General features: G+C 69.2%; 17 protein-coding genes and 1 pseudogene. 8 read left to right on the top strand and 10 right to left on the bottom strand.

What is annotated here, in order from left to right:
* Window positions 1–13: 13 nt before the first annotated feature.
* Complete coding sequence (ctaC, locus tag IU476_RS21475; RefSeq protein ID WP_195102775.1) at window positions 14–1012, bottom strand: aa3-type cytochrome oxidase subunit II; 999 nt, start codon at window positions 1010–1012, stop codon at window positions 14–16.
* Window positions 1013–1595: 583 nt separating this feature from the next.
* On the opposite strand from ctaC, the gene asnB reads away from it, so the two are divergent.
* Together asnB and IU476_RS21465 are read left to right on the top strand one after the other, a co-directional pair.
* The gene (gene asnB, locus IU476_RS21470; RefSeq protein WP_195102774.1) at window positions 1596–3521 is read left to right on the top strand and encodes an asparagine synthase (glutamine-hydrolyzing); all 1926 of its coding nucleotides are present in this window, start codon (window positions 1596–1598) and stop codon (window positions 3519–3521) included.
* Window positions 3522–3568: 47 nt separating this feature from the next.
* Window positions 3569–3838 carry a DUF2277 domain-containing protein gene (locus tag IU476_RS21465; protein WP_195102773.1) on the top strand — a complete coding sequence of 90 codons (270 nt, stop codon included), beginning with the start codon at window positions 3569–3571 and terminating at the stop codon, window positions 3836–3838.
* A 147-nt stretch (window positions 3839–3985) separates the two neighbouring features.
* Here the strand turns inward: IU476_RS21465 and IU476_RS21460 are convergent, their stop codons facing one another.
* The 3 genes and pseudogenes from IU476_RS21460 to IU476_RS37095 all read right to left on the bottom strand — a co-directional run.
* On the bottom strand, window positions 3986–4735 hold the full coding sequence (locus IU476_RS21460) for an adenosylcobinamide-GDP ribazoletransferase (protein ID WP_195103326.1): 750 nt from the start codon (window positions 4733–4735) through the stop codon (window positions 3986–3988).
* 546 nt (window positions 4736–5281) lie between these two features.
* A complete protein-coding gene (gene cobT / locus IU476_RS37100) occupies window positions 5282–6355 on the bottom strand; it encodes a nicotinate-nucleotide--dimethylbenzimidazole phosphoribosyltransferase (protein WP_324194214.1) in 1074 nt (357 codons plus the stop codon).
* A gap of 573 nt (window positions 6356–6928) precedes the next feature.
* Window positions 6929–7498: pseudogene (locus IU476_RS37095) on the bottom strand (bifunctional adenosylcobinamide kinase/adenosylcobinamide-phosphate guanylyltransferase); the annotation flags it as partial.
* 248 nt (window positions 7499–7746) lie between these two features.
* Here IU476_RS37095 and IU476_RS21450 point away from each other — a divergent pair.
* Window positions 7747–8181 (top strand): hypothetical protein, encoded by a 435-nt coding sequence (locus IU476_RS21450; protein ID WP_195102771.1) that lies wholly within the window; start codon window positions 7747–7749, stop codon window positions 8179–8181.
* A gap of 155 nt (window positions 8182–8336) precedes the next feature.
* Here the strand turns inward: IU476_RS21450 and IU476_RS21445 are convergent, their stop codons facing one another.
* The gene (locus IU476_RS21445) at window positions 8337–9293 is read right to left on the bottom strand and encodes a helix-turn-helix domain-containing protein (RefSeq protein WP_195102769.1); all 957 of its coding nucleotides are present in this window, start codon (window positions 9291–9293) and stop codon (window positions 8337–8339) included.
* 86 nt (window positions 9294–9379) lie between these two features.
* On the opposite strand from IU476_RS21445, the gene IU476_RS21440 reads away from it, so the two are divergent.
* A complete protein-coding gene (locus IU476_RS21440; protein ID WP_195102766.1) occupies window positions 9380–9556 on the top strand; it encodes a hypothetical protein in 177 nt (58 codons plus the stop codon).
* A gap of 6 nt (window positions 9557–9562) precedes the next feature.
* Here IU476_RS21440 and IU476_RS21435 read toward each other — a convergent pair whose 3' ends face one another.
* Entirely contained in the window at window positions 9563–10240 is a 678-nt protein-coding gene (locus IU476_RS21435) for a DUF3043 domain-containing protein (protein ID WP_195102764.1), read from the bottom strand.
* Between the two features lie 299 nt (window positions 10241–10539).
* On the opposite strand from IU476_RS21435, the gene IU476_RS21430 reads away from it, so the two are divergent.
* The 3 genes from IU476_RS21430 (at window position 10540) to IU476_RS21420 (ending at window position 13033) form a co-directional block, all read left to right on the top strand.
* Window positions 10540–10890, top strand: coding sequence for an iron-sulfur cluster assembly accessory protein (locus IU476_RS21430; protein ID WP_195102762.1), 351 nt, complete (start codon window positions 10540–10542; stop codon window positions 10888–10890).
* A gap of 283 nt (window positions 10891–11173) precedes the next feature.
* On the top strand, window positions 11174–12145 hold the full coding sequence (locus IU476_RS21425; RefSeq protein ID WP_195102760.1) for a carbohydrate kinase family protein: 972 nt from the start codon (window positions 11174–11176) through the stop codon (window positions 12143–12145).
* Window positions 12146–12319: 174 nt separating this feature from the next.
* Window positions 12320–13033: an MBL fold metallo-hydrolase gene (locus IU476_RS21420; RefSeq protein WP_195102758.1), complete on the top strand. Its 714-nt coding sequence runs from the start codon at window positions 12320–12322 to the stop codon at window positions 13031–13033.
* 18 nt (window positions 13034–13051) lie between these two features.
* Here IU476_RS21420 and IU476_RS21415 read toward each other — a convergent pair whose 3' ends face one another.
* Window positions 13052–14152 carry a branched-chain amino acid aminotransferase gene (locus tag IU476_RS21415; protein WP_195102756.1) on the bottom strand — a complete coding sequence of 367 codons (1101 nt, stop codon included), beginning with the start codon at window positions 14150–14152 and terminating at the stop codon, window positions 13052–13054.
* Between the two features lie 320 nt (window positions 14153–14472).
* Between IU476_RS21415 and IU476_RS21410 the strand changes: the two genes are divergently transcribed.
* On the top strand, window positions 14473–14664 hold the full coding sequence (locus tag IU476_RS21410) for a hypothetical protein (RefSeq protein WP_195102753.1): 192 nt from the start codon (window positions 14473–14475) through the stop codon (window positions 14662–14664).
* Between the two features lie 433 nt (window positions 14665–15097).
* Here the strand turns inward: IU476_RS21410 and gcvT are convergent, their stop codons facing one another.
* From gcvT to IU476_RS21395, 3 genes are all read right to left on the bottom strand, one after another.
* Complete coding sequence (gcvT, locus tag IU476_RS21405) at window positions 15098–16198, bottom strand: glycine cleavage system aminomethyltransferase GcvT (RefSeq protein WP_195102751.1); 1101 nt, start codon at window positions 16196–16198, stop codon at window positions 15098–15100.
* 25 nt (window positions 16199–16223) lie between these two features.
* Window positions 16224–16817, bottom strand: a complete 594-nt coding sequence (locus IU476_RS21400) for a hypothetical protein (RefSeq protein ID WP_195102749.1) — start codon at window positions 16815–16817, stop codon at window positions 16224–16226.
* 62 nt (window positions 16818–16879) lie between these two features.
* Window positions 16880–17260, bottom strand: a complete 381-nt coding sequence (locus IU476_RS21395) for a hypothetical protein (RefSeq protein ID WP_228824086.1) — start codon at window positions 17258–17260, stop codon at window positions 16880–16882.
* Window positions 17261–17414: the final 154 nt, after the last annotated feature.

The raw sequence follows: 17414 nt of genomic DNA, 5'->3' as shown, positions 1-17414 counted from the left end.
GTCAGTTCTGTCCTCACTTGCTCTCGGCCTGGCTGGCTTCGCGCGCGGTGCGGTCGGTGTCGAACGGGTGCGTCACCACGGCCACCGGCGACTCGCCGATGCTCGCCAGCGCGTCGGCGTTGGTCGCGCCCTTCTCCCGCGCCTGCAGGTAGCGCTCGAACTTGTCCGGCGAAACCGCCCGGACCTCGAAGTTCATCATCGAGTGGAAGGTACCGCACATCTCGGCGCAGCGGCCGACGAAGGCGCCCTCCTTCTCGATCTTGGTGATCTGGAAGGTGTTGTCGGAGTGGTTCTGCTCCGGGTTCGGCATCACGTCGCGCTTGAACAGGAACTCCGGCACCCAGAAGGAGTGGATGACGTCGGCCGAGGCGATCTGGAACTCGACGACCTTGTTGGTCGGCAGCACCAGCACCGGGATCTCCTGGCTGGAGCCGATCGTCTCGATCTTGTCGTAGTGCAGGTAGGAGATGTCGTTGGCGGGCAGGCCGTTGTTCGGGCCGGGCTGCGCGTGGCCGTCGACCTTGCGCTCCTTGTACTCCTCGATAATCTCCTGGTTGAGCGCCTGGCGGTTGGCGTCGACGCCGTCGTAGACCTTGCCGCCGGCCAGCGTCGCCTTCTGGTACCCGAACTTCCAGTTCCACTGGAACGCGGTCACGTCGACGACCACGTCCGGGTTGTCGACCTTCTCGTGCACGTAGTTCTGCACCACCACGGTGAAGTAGAACAGCACCGCGATGATCACGAACGGGATCGCCGTGTAGGTCAGCTCGAGCGGCACGTTGTAGCCGGTCTGGCGGGGGAACTCCGGCGAGTTCGACTTCTTGCGGTGGAAGGCCACGGTCCAGAAGGTGAGGCCCCACACCAGCACACCCATCGCCAGCGCGGCGACGACCGACCACGTCCACAGTTCCCGCATCTTCGTCGCCTGCGGGGTGATGCCCGTGGGCCAGCCGAACCGAAGCACGGGATTGTCGATCGAGCAGCCCGAGACGAGCAGCACGGTGATCCCCATGGACACCGCCAGCCCGGCCCGCCGAAGGATGCGGCCCCGCCCGGCTCGGGCGGGTCGTGCCCCTATCGCTTCGCTCGCCTTGTGCGCCACGCTCAACGCCTTCCTGGTCGTCTCTCCGACTCGCCGCCGCCCGGGTGGGGCCGGACAGCGCGTTTCCAGCACGTTCGGGCCGCCGCGGCCGGACCGGCGCAACGCACGATCCAGGCCGGGAGTTCCCGAGTACTACGCAGCGTAGACCAAACCGGGTACCGCGTTGTGCCCGGGTCGCATTCGACACACCGCCCACAACCGGACGACCTCCGGATTCGTTCACACCTCCGGCTCCCCGTCGCCCCGACTCCCCCTCCCTCATCCCCTCTCGCCCCCTCCGTCATCCCCTCTCTCCCTCCCTCATCCCTCTCGCCCTCCGTCATCCCGGCACGCCTCCTTCGTCATCCCGGCACGCTTTCGGCCGGGATCCACACCCACGAATCCGCACATCCCCTCGGGTAGCGCACACCATCGCCCGGTACGGCATACTCGGAGACTGGGTTTCGCTCCTCCGACCCGCACCCCCGATCCCGGAAACGAGGTTCTCGACGCAGTGTGTGGACTGCTCGGATTTCTGACTGCCGACGTGGCGACCGACGACGTGGTGAAGCAGGTGTACGACGCCCTGCAGTGCGGCCGCCACCGCGGCCCGGACGAGCGCGGCACCTGGCACGACGAACACATCATCCTCGGGTTCAACCGGCTGTCGATCATCGACATCGAGCATTCGCACCAGCCCCTGCGCTGGGGACCGGCGGAGAGCCCGCAGCGCTACGCGCTGGCGTTCAACGGCGAGATCTACAACTACCTCGAACTCCGCGAACAGCTGCGCGAGGAGCACGACGCGCCGTTCGCCACCGAGGGTGACGGCGAGGCCATCGTCGCGGCCTACCACTACTGGGGCACCGAGGCGTTCGCCCGGCTGCGCGGCATGTTCGCCTTCGCGATCTGGGACACGGAGACTCGGCAGCTGGTCATCGCGCGCGACCCGTTCGGCATCAAGCCGCTGTTCCTGGCCACCGGCCCGAACGGCACCGCCTACGCCAGCGAGAAGAAGAGCCTGCTGGAACTGCTTCCGGCCCTGGGCCTTTCGGACGATCTGGACGTGCGGGCACTGGAGCACTACACGGTGCTGCAGTACGTGCCCGAGCCGGAGTCGCTGCACAAGAACGTGCGCCGGCTCGAGTCCGGTTGCTACGCCACCCTGGAACCCGGTGCGGCGCCGCAGGTTACGCGGTACTTCCAGCCCCAGTTCCGGGTGCGGCCGTTCGCCGCGGGCAGCGAGGAGCGCCGCTACCGCGAGATCGCCGAGGTGCTCGAGGACTCGGTCGCCAAGCACATGCGCGCGGATGTCACCGTCGGTTCGTTCCTGTCCGGCGGCATCGACTCCACAGCCATTGCGGCACTGGCGATCCGGCACAACCCGAAGCTGCTGACCTTCACCTCCGCGTTCGAGCGCGAGGGCTACTCGGAGGCCGACGTCGCCGCCGAGACCGCGGAGGCGATCGGCGCGAAGCACTACATCCGCACCGTGACGCCCGAGGATTTCGCGGGGGCGATCCCCGAAATCGTCTGGTACCTCGACGATCCGGTGGCCGACCCGGCGCTGGTGCCGCTGTACTTCGTGGCGAAGGAGGCGCGCAAGCACGTCAAGGTGGTGCTGTCCGGCGAGGGCTCCGACGAGCTGTTCGGCGGGTACACGATCTATCGGGAACCGTTGTCGCTCAAGCCTTTCGAGTATCTGCCGGGCGGTGTGCGGCGGCTGGCGGGCAAGCTGTCGGAGCGGATTCCGGAGGGCACCCGGGGCAAGAGCCTGCTGCATCGCGGCTCGCTGCCGCTCGAACAGCGCTACTACGGCAACGCCCGCAGTTTCAGCGACGCCCAGCTGCGCGCGGTGCTGCGCGACTTCCGTCCCGAGTGGACCCACCAGGACGTCACCGCCCCGATCTACGCCCGCTCGCGCGGTTGGGACCCGGTGGCGCGCATGCAGCACCTGGACCTGTTCACCTGGCTGCGCGGCGACATCCTGGTCAAGGCCGACAAGATGACCATGGCCAACTCGCTGGAGCTGCGGGTGCCGTTCCTGGATCCCGAGGTCTTCCGGGTCGCGGAACAGATCCCGTTCGACCAGAAGATCACCAAGGAGACCACCAAGTACGCGCTGCGCCGGGCCCTCGAGACCATCGTGCCCCCGCACGTCCTGCACCGTCCCAAGCTGGGCTTCCCGGTGCCGCTGCGGCACTGGCTGCGCGGCCCCGAACTGCACGACTGGGCCGCCGCCCAGATCGCCGATTCGCAGACCGACCACCTGCTCGACAAGTCCGCGATCAAGGCCATGCTGGAGGCGCACCGCACCAGGGCGTCCGATCACAGCCGCCGCCTGTGGACCCTGCTGGTCTTCATGATCTGGCACGGCATCTTCGTCGAGAACCGCATCAAGCCGGACATCCAGGAACCGGCCTACCCCGTCCGCCTGTAGGAGCCGAGCGCCGGACCGATGTCGGACCCCGGCGCTACCCTCGGGTCATGTGCAGAAACATCACCGCCCTGCGCGGCCTGGAGCCCGCGGCGACCGACGAGGAGATCCACGCGGCGGCGCTGCAGTACGTCCGCAAGGTCGGCGGCCTGTCCAGCATCTCCGCCGGTAACCGCGCCGCCGTAGAAACCGCCGTGGCGGAAATAGCCGCCACCACCACCCGCCTCCTCGCCGCCCTCCCCGACCGCAAAGTCCCCCCGAAATCCATCCCCCCACTCCGCCGCCCCGAAGTCCAGGCCCGCATCGCCGCCCGAGGCTGAGCTCCGCCCCCGGCGAGCTCCCGCGCCCGGCCGCGGCAAGCTCCCGCACCCGGCCGCGGCGCGTTCGCGTACCTCCGCCCCGGCGAGCTTCCGCATCCGGCCCAGGGCGCACGGGCAGCTCTGCGACGACGAATCCAAGCGTGGTGGTCAGGGCACGAGCGAGGCGACGACGGCGGTGACGGTGACCGTCAATTCGACTGCCGCACCGAGCACATCGCCGTTCAACCCGCCGAAGCGGCGCACGCAGTGGTTGACGAACAACCATGTCGCCGTGAGCGCGACCGCGACCGCGATCGGGCCGAGCCAGCGGTGGTCGGCCGTGGTCAGCGGGCTCGCGGCAAGAGCGACCGCGATCCAGGCGGCCGGAACGAATCGCGGCTGAGTCCCGGCAACCAGGCTCCCGAACCCGGCCCCCGGCGCTGCGGCGATTCCCCGACGGCAGGCCAGCACCACCGCCACCCGCCCCGTAGCGACGGCCAGCACCACCGCGAACCAACGACCGTGCTCCGCCAGCGCCGCGAACGCCAGCGCCTGCCCCCCGATCGCGAAGATCAGCGCCGCCACCCCGAACGGCCCCACCCCACCACTTTTCATGATCTCGCGAGCCCGCTCCGCCGACCCGTAACTCCCCAGCCCATCCGCGGTATCAGCAAGCCCATCCACATGCATCCCCCGCGTACCCAACGCCAGCACCCCCACCGCAAGCAACCCCGCCAGCGAAAACCCCACCCCCACAGCACTAAGCCCCCACATCACCCCACTCGCAATCAACCCGAGCCCCACCCCCACAACGGGCGCCACCCCAATCGCCCATCGAGCCACCCCCCGATCAACAACCTCCGGCCCGCGCACCGGCACCACCGTCAACCACGACACCGCCAATCGAACCCCGTTCACCCGCACCAACTCCACCCCGAAAACCCCACCCCCACGACCGGCCCCCAGGCGCCGAACTCGCCCTCCGAAGCCCGCACTCGCTCCGCCCACGCGACCACACCCTGGGCCTGGGATCCGCCCCCGAAGCCCGCGCTCACTCCACCGGCCCACATGCGTCGTTCCCGCCGCCCGACGTTCGCTCTCCGCGCTCCCAGGCAACAAGGGCACTGCGACGGCGACGTCGGTCCGCCTGCACGAAGCGACCGCGCGATCCAGGACACCGAATACCCGTGTGCCGCCAGGAAAGGACCTGACGCACAGCGGGTCTCGGCGCAGGACGTCTTTCCCGAGCACCGTGCCGTGTCCGCACGTCCGTGCAATCCGCCTGGACCCGGATGCCGATTCGACTCTCGCCATGGCGCAATTCGCCATCCGCGCGGTGCCGTCCACCCAGGTTCACCTGGCCGTACGCCACCCGGCGTCCGGGTCGCCTCCTTTGTCGACAGCGGCGGTCGACGTCGGAGGCCGGACGGTCGTGGGAGGTCGCGCCGGGCGAGAAGCATGGTGTCAGGAGGTGGATTCGGCTGTGGCCGAGGAGGTTTCGTCAGCGGTGCTGACGCCCGCGTCGGCGAAGGTGGACATGTCGGCGAGGGTGGCGACCGCGGCGCGGAGGATAGGGAGGGCGGTGAGGGCGCCCGAGCCCTCGCCGAGGCGCATGTCCAGGTCGACCAGCGGGTCCAGGCCCAGGCGGGTGAGGGCTTGGGTGTGAGCCGGTTCGGTGGAGCGGTGTCCGGCGACCCACCAGGCCTTGGCGCCGAAGGCCAGCATGTCGGCGAGCAGCGCGGCCGCGGTGATCACGACGCCGTCCAGGATCACCGGGGTGCGGCGAGCGGCGGCCTGCGCGAGAAAGCCCGCCGCGGCGGCGAGGTCGGCGCCGCCGGCGACCCGCAGCAACGAGACCGGGTCGTGCCGGTGCGGGCGGGCGCGCCACATGGCGTCGCGCACGGCGGCGGCCTTGCGCATCCAGCCCGCGTCGTCCACGCCGGTGCCGCGGCCGACGGCCAGCACCGGTTCGGTGTCGGTGAGCGTGGCGATGAGAACCGTTGCGGGCGTGGTGTTCCCGATGCCCATGTCACCGGCGATGAGCAGGTCCGCACCGCCGTCGATCTCCTCGTCGGCGATCGCCTTGCCGGCGGCCAGTGCCGCGTGCACCTCGGTCTCGGTGAGCGCGTCCTCGCGGTCGATCCGCCCGGAGGACCGTCGCACCTTGTGCGTCGAGACCGAGGGATCGGTGTCCCCGTCGACGGCGATGTCCACCACGCGCACGCTCGCGTCGGCCAGCCGCGCGAGCACGTTCACCGCCGCGCCCCCGGCCAGGAAGTTGGCGACCATCTGCGCGGTCACCTCGCTCGGATACGCCGAAACCCCGTGCCGCGCAACGCCGTGGTCCCCGGCGAACACCACCACCCGCGCCCGCTCGAACTGCCGCGGCGGACACACCCCCTGACACGCCGCCACCCAATTCCCCAGCGCCTCCAACCGCCCCAACGCCCCAGCCGGCTTCGTCAACTCCAACTGCCGCGCCTCGGCCCGCCCCCGCCACACCGCATCAGGCCCCGCCACCGGCCCGAACCGCGCCACCCCAACCTCTTGCCCCGCAACACCATTCGGGTCAGCCCCGGGCTCCCCCGGGGCTCCCGCTCCGACAGGCTTCCCCACGGTTCCCGCTCCAGCAGACGCCCCCACGGTTTCCGCTCCAGCGGACGCGCCTGCGGACTCCGCTCCCGCAGACGCACCCGCGGATTCCACTCCAGCGGACGCCCCCGCGGATTCCACTCCCGCAGACGCCCCCGCGGATTCCGCTCGAGCGGACGCCCCCGCCCCAGCCCCCACCGCGGCCGTCCCACCACCGATCGCCTCCACATCGGCCCCCGCCCCGACACCAGCCGCCCCTCCCGGCACAGAACCCGCCTGTCCGGCAGCCGTAACCCCGCCGGCACCCGCCGCACCGTCCGATTCCCCCGCCTCAGAATCGGCCGCAGACCCGGCACCGACCCGCCCGGCGCCCCCGGCTGCCGCCAAACCCGCTGCGGCAGCGGCACTCTCACGACCCGCCGACCCACCTTGCGGCGCAGCGACGACGCCCGAGTCGCCCTCCGACGAAGACACGGGTGCTCCCACACTCCCCGCCATGTCCGGCTTGATCCTGGTGGGCAGGCCCGCGACCACCAGGTACACCTCGTCGCACACGGCGGCCAGGCGCTGGTTCAGTTCGCCGATCTCGTCTTGGAACAGTCGGCCGGAGCGGGTGGCGGGGAGGACGCCGAGGCCGACCTCCGGGCTCACGATCACCAGGCGGTCGCGGTACGCGCTCACGGCGGCGACGAGGTCGTCGGCGTCGGGGCGTACGGTGCCGCGGGGTAGGTCCCAGGCGGCGCGCGCGTCGATGCGGCCGGTCAGCCAGGTGCCGAGGTCATCGATGAGGGTCACGGGCGCGGACTCGGCGAGCACCGCCACCGGGTCACCCTCGACGACGTTCCACACCCCGGGCCGCCGAACCCGATGCGCCGCAACACGTTCGGCGAAGTCGGCATCGGCCGGATCGACCACGGCGGTCGCGACGTACCGCACCACCCCGGCCCGCCCGGCCAGCCCTTCGGCGAACGCCGACTTCCCCGACCTAGCCCCGCCGAGCACCAGCGTCCGCACCGCAGCATCCTTCACCACGCCAGAACGGTACCAACCCACTCCCACCAGCCTCCTGTGGCCAGCCCGAACGCTCATCGCCGCGACGAACCACGCCCGAACCCCAGCAGACGACCCGCACCAGCACCCGCAACCGAACCGCGGCCGCGAGCTAACAGCCACTATCGCTTCCTAACACCAGCTATAGGTGTGTCGGCTCGCTCGAACGGCTGTTAGGACCCAAGCCGACGGTCTGCTGCGGCGACTGGCCGGGGGCTCATAATCCGTTGACAGGGGAGGCAGCGCGAGGATGCACTTGCAGCGGACACAGGAGAGTGGAGACAGGCATGAGCGACGACCCCGTGCTGGGAGCGTGCCGCCGCGCCCTCCGCCGTGAAGACGAGCTGGCGGTTCATGGCGCACTCGACCACCGCACGCACACAGTCGAACACTTCCCTGACGGTCGCGCGCAGCACACGTTTTCGGGATCGTTGATCCGGACACCGCCGGAGTATGCCGCCGTCTACGAGCGCCGCGGCGTCATTGCTCCGGTGCGATCCAGCAGTTTCGACCCGGCCGCCCTGTGGCCATACCTGCCCCGGGAGCCACACGAGGCGCACGCACGTGTCAACGGGTACTTCTGGCTGCCGTGCGAGCTCTGCGGGCGACACTTCGGTGGTCATGAGATCACCAGCAGCATGCACCTGCCCGGCAGCGAGCCCGGCATCCTGACCCGTATCTGCCCGGTGTGCACAGCGGAACGGAATGGAGGCGAGCCGTGACCGACAGGATCCGCAGCCCCGCCGGTGAAGTCGTTGAACCGGAACCGACAGGTGGCGAAGAAAGTGTGCGGATCGGTTGAGCCGGAGCTGGTTTCGTATGGTAGGTCGCCGATAGGTGTGGTGCTGTGCCATCACGCGGGCAGGGGGTCGGAGGCTCACCCCCCGAACCTGCGCCGATAGGCAATCGGCGCAATCCCCACCAACCTCTGGAAATGGTGGCGCAGTAGCGCGCTGGACCCGAACCCGGAGCGGTCGGCGATGGTTTCCAGGTCCAGCGTGGTGTCCTCGAGCAGTTGCTTTGCCAGCAGCACACGCTGATTGGTGAGCCACTTGACGGGTGTGGTGCCGGTCTCGGCGACGAAGCGGCGGGCGAAGGTGCGCGTCGACATGGCCGAGCGCGCGGCCAGGTCCTCGACGGTGTGCGGCAGTTCGAGGTGCTCGCCCATCCAGAGGAGGGTGTCGCCGAGGCTGTCGGAGGTGCACTCCGGCACCGGACGCTCGATGAACTGGCGCTGCCCGCCGTCGCGCTGCGGCGGCACCACCATCCGCCGGGCGATTTTGTTCGCGGCCGCGCTGCCCAGTTCGCGCCGCACCAGGTGCAGGCAGGCGTCGATGCCCGCGGCGGTACCTGCGCTGGTGATGAGGTTCCCCTCGTCGACGAACAGCACGTCGGGGTCGACGGTGGCCGAGGGGTACAGCTCGGCCAGCTGCCCGACGTAGCGCCAGTGCGTGGTGCATTTCCGACCGTCCAGCAGCCCGGCGGCCCCTGCGAGGAACGCGCCCGAGCACACCGTAAGCACCGTCGACCCGTTGTCGACGGCGGCGCGAATAGCCTGCACCACCCGCTGATCGAACTCGTGGTCCGCGGCGACCGGAAACGCGGGCACCGCGACCAGGTCGGCGTCGAGCAGTTCGTCCAGGCCGTACTCGGGCGTGAGGGTGATGCCGGGCGTACTCGACCGCAGCGGCCGCCCCGGCTCGGCCCCGCACACCCGGAAGTCGAATCCCGGCAGCCCGTCGTCGCGGCGGTCGAGCCCGAAAACCTCACAGACGACGCCGAATTCGAACATGGCGACGTTCTCGCTCAGCACGGCGGCGACCTTGGACAACATCAGGTCAGTCTACGTGGCCGGATTTTTACGAACAATGTCGCAACTGCCACTGGTGGCAGTAAGTGGCCGATAGAAAAATTACCGCCATGCTCACCTTGCTACTCACCGCACTGTTCGTCCTGATGATCGTGCTCGCGGTCCGGGTCTTCCTGCACCACGGCCTCACCCTGCCGCCGACCGGCTACAGCGCCGTCGACGATCGCGACGCCCAGCGACTGGACCTCGAAATCCGCGCCATCACCGCCATGCGCGAACACGGCTGAACGGAACTAGACCGCCTCGCCCGGATTCACCCGGGGCTTCGGTGCGCGCATGCGGCGGATCTGGGAGGCCCGGACGAAGGCGTACCAGCCGAGCGACCACGAGGAGGTGGTGTCGTCGGGGAAGCGCTCGCGCACCCGCTTGTTGATGGTCCGCCCGATCAGGAAGCCCTCGGCCACCATGAACGCCATCATCACCAGCATCGCCAGCGTGACGTAGGCCTGGATCGCGGGCGTCAGGAACATGGTGAGAATCAGCACCAGCGCCAGCGGCATGAACATCCCGACCAGATTGCGCCGCGCGTCGACCAGGTCGCGCACGTAGGCGCGCACCGGGCCGCGGTCGCGCGGCAGCAGGAACTTGTCCTCACCGGCCAGCATGCGGGCGCGGCGGTCCGCGGCGGCCGCGCGGCGCTCGGCGGAGGCCACCTTGCGCTCCTCCCGCGTACCGCGGGTGGCCTTGCGACGCGCGCGGGCCTCCTTCGAGGTCATCGGCGCGGGCGCGACGGGGCCGCGGCGCCTGGCCTCGGCGTCGCGGCGCTTGGGTGTGGGCCGTCCTTTGCCGGCGGTGGCCGTGGCGGCCGGCCGCTCGTCAGGGGTGACCGCGCCGCCGTCGGCCCGGTCGGCCGAGGTCTCGTCGGCGAGGTCGTCGGTCTTGCTGGCATCGCCGCGGCGGAGGAACTTCACGCCGACCAGGCTATTCGATGGCACACCGCCCTGGAAATCCGGTTCGCCGAGTTGTTGTGTCGTGTGCCATAGTCGCCCGTTCACCCGCCGCTAACCGCCCGTTTCCGTCGGCCACGCGAGTACGGTCGATAGCGAACACACGTGCACGGCAGGCATACCTCCCGGGTGCGAGTGGGTATACGGGCTAGGGCGCCGCCGCGCCGGAGTGGCAAGATTGGAATAGCCACCCGCGAAGTGGCGTTGACAGCTTCCGAGCCGTGCGCTGTTCACGGGTTGAACACGGGTCCCGAGGAGACTTCATGACTGTGCAGAACGAGACCACCACTCACGGTGTCACGCTGACCGACGCGGCCGCCAGCAAGGCGAAGGCGCTGCTCGATCAGGAGGGCCGCGACGACCTGGCGCTGCGGATCGCCGTGCAGCCCGGTGGTTGCGCGGGCCTGCGCTACCAGCTGTTCTTCGACGACCGCAGCCTCGACGGTGACCTCACCGCCGAGTTCGGCGGCGTCACGCTGACCGTCGACCGGATGAGCGCCCCGTACGTCCAGGGCGCCGCGATCGACTTCGTCGACACCATCGAGAAGCAGGGTTTCACCATCGACAACCCGAACGCCACGGGCTCCTGCGCCTGCGGCGACAGCTTCAACTGAGTTCGGCGCACCAGCGCGGAATCCCGGCCGGGATTCCGCGCTTTCTGCTGCCCGGGTGCGGTGAGATCCGTTGTCGCACAAGATCAGTACCGACTGAGACACCCCGGGCGTCGGGCTGGTGGGTTGCCAGTTCGACGGTGTACGTTACGGACGACTGATTTCGGACGTTCATGGGTAATTCACTCGTGCGCCCGAAACCCGGTCGCTCCTCCCCGCCGGCCCGCTACGCGTCTGTCGAGCAGCGACGAGGCGTGCGAAGCGCACGACACCGAAGGACTCCCCCGTGACCATCGCCGTGTCCGCATCCATTGCGACGGACAATCTCATGCAGTTCCCCGGCCGCTTCTCCGAGGCACTGCTCGCGGACCAGCTCGAACACGTCTCGCTGAGCTTCCTCGTCGACGATCTGGCCATCCGCCGCGGCGGCGTCGGCGGCAACATCACCTACGCGATGGGCGTCCTCGGCCGCAACCCGCTGCTGCTGGGCGCGGTCGGCGCCGACTTCGCCGAGTACCGCGAGTGGCTGGAGCGGCACGGTGTGGACTGTTCGGCCGTGCTGACCTCGCAGACCGCGCACACCGCGCGCTTCATCTGCACCACCGACCGGGAGATGGCCCAGATCGCGACCTTCTATCCGGGCGCGATGAGCGAGGCCCGCGACATCTCCCTCGCCGAGGTGGCGCGCACCCGCGAGCTGGAACTGGTGCTGATCGGCGCCAACGATCCCGAGGCGATGCTGCGGCACACCCGCGAATGCCGCGAACTGGGCATCCCGTTCGCCGCCGACCCGTCGCAGCAGCTCGCCCTGCTCGACGGCGAGCAGTCCCGGCAGCTGATCGACGGCGCCGCATACCTTTTCACCAACGAGTACGAGCTGGGCCTGCTGCGTCAGAAGACCGGGCTGAGCCTCGACGAGATCGGCGCGCAGGTCGGCATCCGGGTCACCACGCTGGGCGCGAAGGGCGTGCAGATCGTCGACCGCGACGGCACCGAGGTCAATGTCGAGGTCGTGCCGGAACGCTCGAAGGTCGATCCGACCGGCATCGGCGACGCGTTCCGCGCGGGTTTCCTGACCGGCCACACCGCCGGGCTCGGCCTCGAGCGGGCCGCCCAGCTGGGTTCGCTGATCGCGGTGCTGGTGCTCGAGACCGACGGCCCGCAGGAGTGGTCGCTGCGGCGCGAGGAGGCCCTGGAGCGGCTGCGCGGCGCCTACGGTCCGCAGGCCGCCGAGGACATCGCGCCGCTGCTGCCCTGACCGAAAACGACTGTGCCGCATCGGCGGACGATGCGGCGCAATTTCCACGATCTGTAATAGGTGATCCGGTGATTTCCCCGTGCGTGTTTCGTTTCGGCTTCGTCCGTGCTACGCGGTGACGAATCACAGTCGGTCGAATGCGCGCCGGTCGCCACCGAGCCATAGGGTATGAGCATGGGATCCGACCGTTTGTATTTTCGTCAGCTGCTGGCCGGCAGGGATTGGGCCGTGGGCGATCCGATCGCGACGCAGATGCGCAATTTCGCGTATTTGATCGGCGACCGGGACAGCGGCGAGTGTGTGGTCGTCGATCCCGCCTATGCGGCAACCGATCTGGTGGATATCGCCGAGGCCGACGGACTGCGCCTGACCGGTGTGCTCGCCACCCACCACCACCCCGACCACGTCGGCGGCACGATGATGGGATTCACCCTGCGCGGCGTGCGGGAACTGCTGGAGCGGGTGCAGGTTCCGGTGCACGTCAACGCCGAGGAACTGCCGTGGGTCGCCAATGTCACCGGCATCGCGCCCAGTGAGTTCACCGGGCACGAACACGGCGAGAAGATCAGCGTCGGCGGGCTCGAGATCGAATTGCTGCACACTCCCGGGCATACGCCGGGCAGCCAGTGCTTCCTGTTCGAGGACCGGCTCGTCGCCGGTGACACGCTGTTCGTCGACGGCTGCGGCCGCACCGATTTCCCGGGCGGCGATTCCGACGCGATGTTCCGCAGTCTCCGATATCTAGCGGGCCTATCGGGCGATCCGGTCGTTTATCCGGGGCACTGGTATTCGCAGGAACCCAGCGCCGCGCTGTCGGCGGTGCGGGACAGCAACTATGTGATGCGCCCGCAGACCTTGGAACAGTGGCACATGTTGATGCCGGGGTGAGTTCCGGCCGGTCCGGACTCAGACCAGCTTGCGCATCCAGCCGTGAATATCGGCGAAGGTGCCGCGCTGAATTCCGGTCAGCGTCTCGCGCAGCGCCATGGTGACCTCGCCGGGTTCGCCGTCGCCGATGGTGAATTCGCCCTCTTCCGAGCGCACCGACGCGACCGGGATGACGACCGCCGCTGTGCCGCAGCCGAACACCTCGGTGATCTCGCCGGACTCGACGCCGCGGCGCCATTCCTCGACGGAGATCTTGCGTTCCTCCACCTGGTAGCCGGAATCGGCGGCCAGGGTGAGCAGCGAGTCGCGAGTGATGCCGGGCAGCAGCGAACCGGACAGCTCCGGGGTCACCAGGCGCGCCTGAGAGCCCGTACCGTAGACGAAGAACAGGTTGTTGGTGCCCATCTCCTCGACGTAGCGGTGCTCGCAGGCGTCCAGCCACACCACTTGGTCGCAGTCCTTGTCGGCGGCCTGCTTCTGCGCCAGCAGCGAGGCGGCGTAGTTGCCGGCCACCTTCGCCTCGCCGGTGCCACCCGGCGCGGCGCGCACGTACTCGGTGGACAGCCACACCCGCACCGGCTTCAGGCCGCGCGGAAAGTACGCTCCCGCAGGCGATCCCAGCAGCAGGTACTTGTAGGCCGCGGCCGGCTTGACGCCGAGGCCGGACTCGGTGGCGAACATGAACGGCCGCAGATACAGCGAGTCCTCGCCGCCGGCGGCGGGCACCCAGTCGGCGTCGACCTCGAGCAGCTGGCGGATCGACTCGACGAACAGATCCGCCGGCAGCTCCGCCATCGCCATGCGCCGGGCCGACCGCTGGAAGCGGGCCGCGTTGGCGTCGATGCGGAAGGTCGCGATGCTGCCGTCGCCCTGCCGGTACGCCTTCAGGCCCTCGAAGATGGCCTGGCCGTAGTGGAACACCATGGTCGAGGGGTCCATCTGCAGCGGCGCGTACGGCTCGACCCGCGGATCGGTCCACTCGCCGTCGCGATAGTCGATCGAGACCATATGGTCGGTGAAGAAACGCCCGAAGCCCGGCTCCACCAGCATCTCCTGTCGCCGCGCCGCCGGAGTGGGCGAGGGATGCGGAATACGGGTGAACTGTGCGGCAACGGTCATGAACCCGATCCTAGAACCCGGCGTTCCGCCCATGATGCGAGGTCCTGCCTCTCCCCCGGTACCACCTCGAGCCCCTGCGCAGACTGCCCAACCACGCCGCACCCGACCTCGCGACCGATGAGCGAATCGCTCGGGGGTTCGTGGCTTCATCCGGTCCGGGCGCGGCGCTCGGGACAGACCATACAGCCCGCGTGGAGACCGCGATCCCGCCCTCTCGGAGGCCGTGCGCGTCCGGTGCGGACGGCCATTTGCTAACGGCCGAGCACTGGTTCCGATGGGAACGGTGAGGTCCGAGCAGGAGGGAGCGGGACGTGCGGTTCGTGGCACCACGGCGACACCGGCGTTGGGCGTACGTCCGCATCGGCGCCGGGATCGCGGTGGCGGTCGTTCTCATCGCCGCGGCCGTCCTGCTCCGCCCGCCCCGGGAGCCCGTGGGAGGCGGCCGCCCGGTCGTGCTGCTGCCGGTCATCTCGACCGCCCTCCCGTCGCCCGCCACCATGCCGCCCCGCTGACCACTGCGCGTACTCGACGCCATGCCGACCGCCGATCACCGCATGTGTTCGACGCCGTGCCGAGCCGCTGACCGTTGCTCGTGGCTCCGCCGACCACTGCATGTGCTCGACACCATGCCGCCCGCTCACCGCCGCTTGCGTTCAACGCCATGCCGACCGCGTTGACCACTGCATGCGTTCAACGCCATGTCGGCACACTGACCACTGCTTGTGTTCGACACCATGCCGACTGCCGACCACCGCTTGCGTTCGACGTTATGCCGACCCGTTGCCACCGCATGCGTTCAAGCCATGTCGGCACACTGACTACTGCACGCGTATGACGCCACGTCGAGTGGGCGCTGCTCGGTGTACCGACAGCACGACCCGGGCTGGCCCGCAACGCGGTGGCCAGTGCGCGCGACGGAATACTCTCGCGCGCAACAGGTTCGGGTCAGGAGGTGTGCGGGGTGACGAACGGCGGGCGGACCACTTCCGCGCGCAGGCGGCGGCCGCGGACGTCGACCTCCACTTCCGCGCCGGGCTCGAGCCCGGCGGCGGTGTCCAACAGGGCGAGGGCGATGCCGACCTTGAGCGTGGGCGAGAAGGTGCCCGAGGTGGTCTCGCCGACCCGCTCGTCACCACGCAGCACCGCCTGCCCCTGACGCAGCACGCCGCGATCGAGGGCCTTGAGCCCCAACAGGGTTCGGCGCGGGCCCGCCGCCTTCTCCGCCGTCAGCGCGTCGCGGCCCCAGAACTCCGGCTTCTTCCATCCCACCGCCCAGCCGCAGCGGGCCTGCACCGGCGAGATCTCCGGCGACAGCTCGTGCCCGTGTAGCGGATAACCCATCTCGGTCCGCAGCGTGTCGCGCGCACCGAGCCCGGCCGCCTCGCCGCCGCGGGCACGCACCTCCGCCAGCAGCGCACGGAACAGCGGCGCGGCGTCGTCCCAGCGCGGCAGCAGTTCGTATCCGTGTTCACCGGTGTAACCGGTGCGGCAGACCCGGACCGGCCGACCATCCCACTCCGCGTCGGCGAAAGCCATGTATTCCATCTCGGTGGGCAGCCCCAGCGCGCTCAGCACCTCCGCCGATTTCGGCCCCTGCACCGCGAACACCGCATACTCCCGATGCTCGTCGGTGACCGTCACACCCTCCGGCGCGGCCTTCCGCAACTCGGCGACCACAGCGGCGGTATTCGCGGCGTTGGGCACCAGAAAAATCTCGTCATCACTCACGTAATAGACGATCAGATCATCGATCACCCCACCCTCCGGCGTACAGCACAACGTGTACTGCGCCTTCCCCGGCCGAATCCGCCCCAGATCATTACTCAACGCCGAGTTCACGAACTCCGCCGCCCCCGGCCCCCGCACGGTCGCCTTCCCGAGATGGCTCACATCGAACAACCCCACCGCATCCCGCACAGCGGTGTGCTCGGCCACCGTCCCCCCATACTGCACCGGCATCTCCCACCCCCCGAACGGCGCAAACGTCGCCCCCAGCTCGGCATGAACATCATGAATCGGGCCCTGCAGCAGCTTCGAGTCGGTCACCCGAGCGAGCTTATCGGTCCCTACTTCAGGTATGTCGTCGCAGCAGGTCCCGCGCCACGAGTTCAGCGATCGGCCGCCCCTCGGAATACGACATCGCGGTCGACCGGAACGCCCCCTGCTTCTTACCCCTGAGACCAGCGCTCACGACGACGTTCCCCTTCCGCACCAGAATCCGCACTTCCGAGATCGAGCGATTCTTCCGCAACGCGAAGGATGCCTCGTCCCCGATCCCCGCCACATCGATCACCTCGGCGTCGGAAATCAGATAGGGCGGCACCTTCGTATCCGCATAGTTCCGCCGCGCCCGCTCGACCCCGTCCGCCCCACCGAATATCCCCACGTGCACAACCAATTCCCGCTCATCGATCCCATCGACACCCCGGACCTGCCCCCATTCACAATTTACGTTCCGCTCCGCCACCCCGGAACCCCCACCCCCGGGCTCATACGTCCCCCCATGCTCGAAATTGTGCGTCCGCGTACGCGCCAACGTCGACTCGTCGAGCGCACATTCCGGCCCCGCCGAAACCCCGCTCGCCACATCCCCTTTCGGCTGATGCCCGCGGTGATAGACGACCCCGCCGACCACCATCACCGCCGCTACCAACGCCACCACCATCGCAGTGATTACCCACGGCAGCCGAGAGCGGCGACGCGGTTCCGCACCTTGCCCCGGAATGTTCACGCGAAACCCCCGGTACGATCCAACCTGCGCACCGCCAGGATCGTGGCGACCGCACGCAACCAATCAGCCAGTAGGTCATCGGTATTCACCGACTCGGCGACGCCGACAACCGCGCGCAACCAGGGTCGAACAGTCACCGCCTGCGCGGGTTCCGGAAGTGGCTCTTCCAGTTCCGCCGCAAAGCGACAGCCGCCTGCCCGCACCACATCCGCCAGGTATGCCACCGACCGGGGCTGGGTACCGGCGCGATCCAGCACCACGGCGGCGCCGACAGCGCCGATGCCGAACAGATCACGTCGCACCGCCTCGCTGTCACCGCTCAGCCCGGTGACGAGCATCCCGGCGATATCGAACGCGGCCAACTCGGCCTCGGACATAGCATTGGTCATCGCCCCTCGCTCTCCGACTAGGGCCTGTCTCCCAATAGATTTTGCATGACCAGCCCGAACAGCGGGCCGGTCATGCATTATGGTCGCCGTGGCGACACTGACCGGTGATCGGTACCAGGTGCTGACGGACAAGCAGTGGGAG

This window comes from Nocardia blacklockiae, assembly GCF_015477355.1.
Classification (GTDB): Bacteria; Actinomycetota; Actinomycetes; order Mycobacteriales; family Mycobacteriaceae; genus Nocardia; species Nocardia blacklockiae.
Note: the sequence above shows the minus strand (reverse complement) of the source record. Positions and strands in the feature narration are given on the sequence as shown.

Excerpts from the sequence above, each read along its gene's own strand:
- ctaC (WP_195102775.1), bottom strand. The coding sequence starts at position 1,012 with ATGGGGATCACCGTGCTGCTCGTCTCGGGCTGCTCGATCGACAATCCC.
- IU476_RS21465 (WP_195102773.1), top strand. The coding sequence starts at position 3,569 with ATGTGCAGAAACATCACCGCCCTGCGCGGCCTGGAGCCCGCGGCGACC.
- IU476_RS21450 (WP_195102771.1), top strand. The coding sequence starts at position 7,747 with ATGAGCGACGACCCCGTGCTGGGAGCGTGCCGCCGCGCCCTCCGCCGT.
- IU476_RS21445 (WP_195102769.1), bottom strand. The coding sequence starts at position 9,293 with ATGTTGTCCAAGGTCGCCGCCGTGCTGAGCGAGAACGTCGCCATGTTC.
- IU476_RS21440 (WP_195102766.1), top strand. The coding sequence starts at position 9,380 with ATGCTCACCTTGCTACTCACCGCACTGTTCGTCCTGATGATCGTGCTC.
- IU476_RS21430 (WP_195102762.1), top strand. The coding sequence starts at position 10,540 with ATGACTGTGCAGAACGAGACCACCACTCACGGTGTCACGCTGACCGAC.
- IU476_RS21420 (WP_195102758.1), top strand. The coding sequence starts at position 12,320 with ATGGGATCCGACCGTTTGTATTTTCGTCAGCTGCTGGCCGGCAGGGAT.
- IU476_RS21415 (WP_195102756.1), bottom strand. The coding sequence starts at position 14,152 with ATGACCGTTGCCGCACAGTTCACCCGTATTCCGCATCCCTCGCCCACT.
- IU476_RS21400 (WP_195102749.1), bottom strand. The coding sequence starts at position 16,817 with ATGGTGGTGGCGTTGGTAGCGGCGGTGATGGTGGTCGGCGGGGTCGTC.
- IU476_RS21395 (WP_228824086.1), bottom strand. The coding sequence starts at position 17,260 with ATGTCCGAGGCCGAGTTGGCCGCGTTCGATATCGCCGGGATGCTCGTC.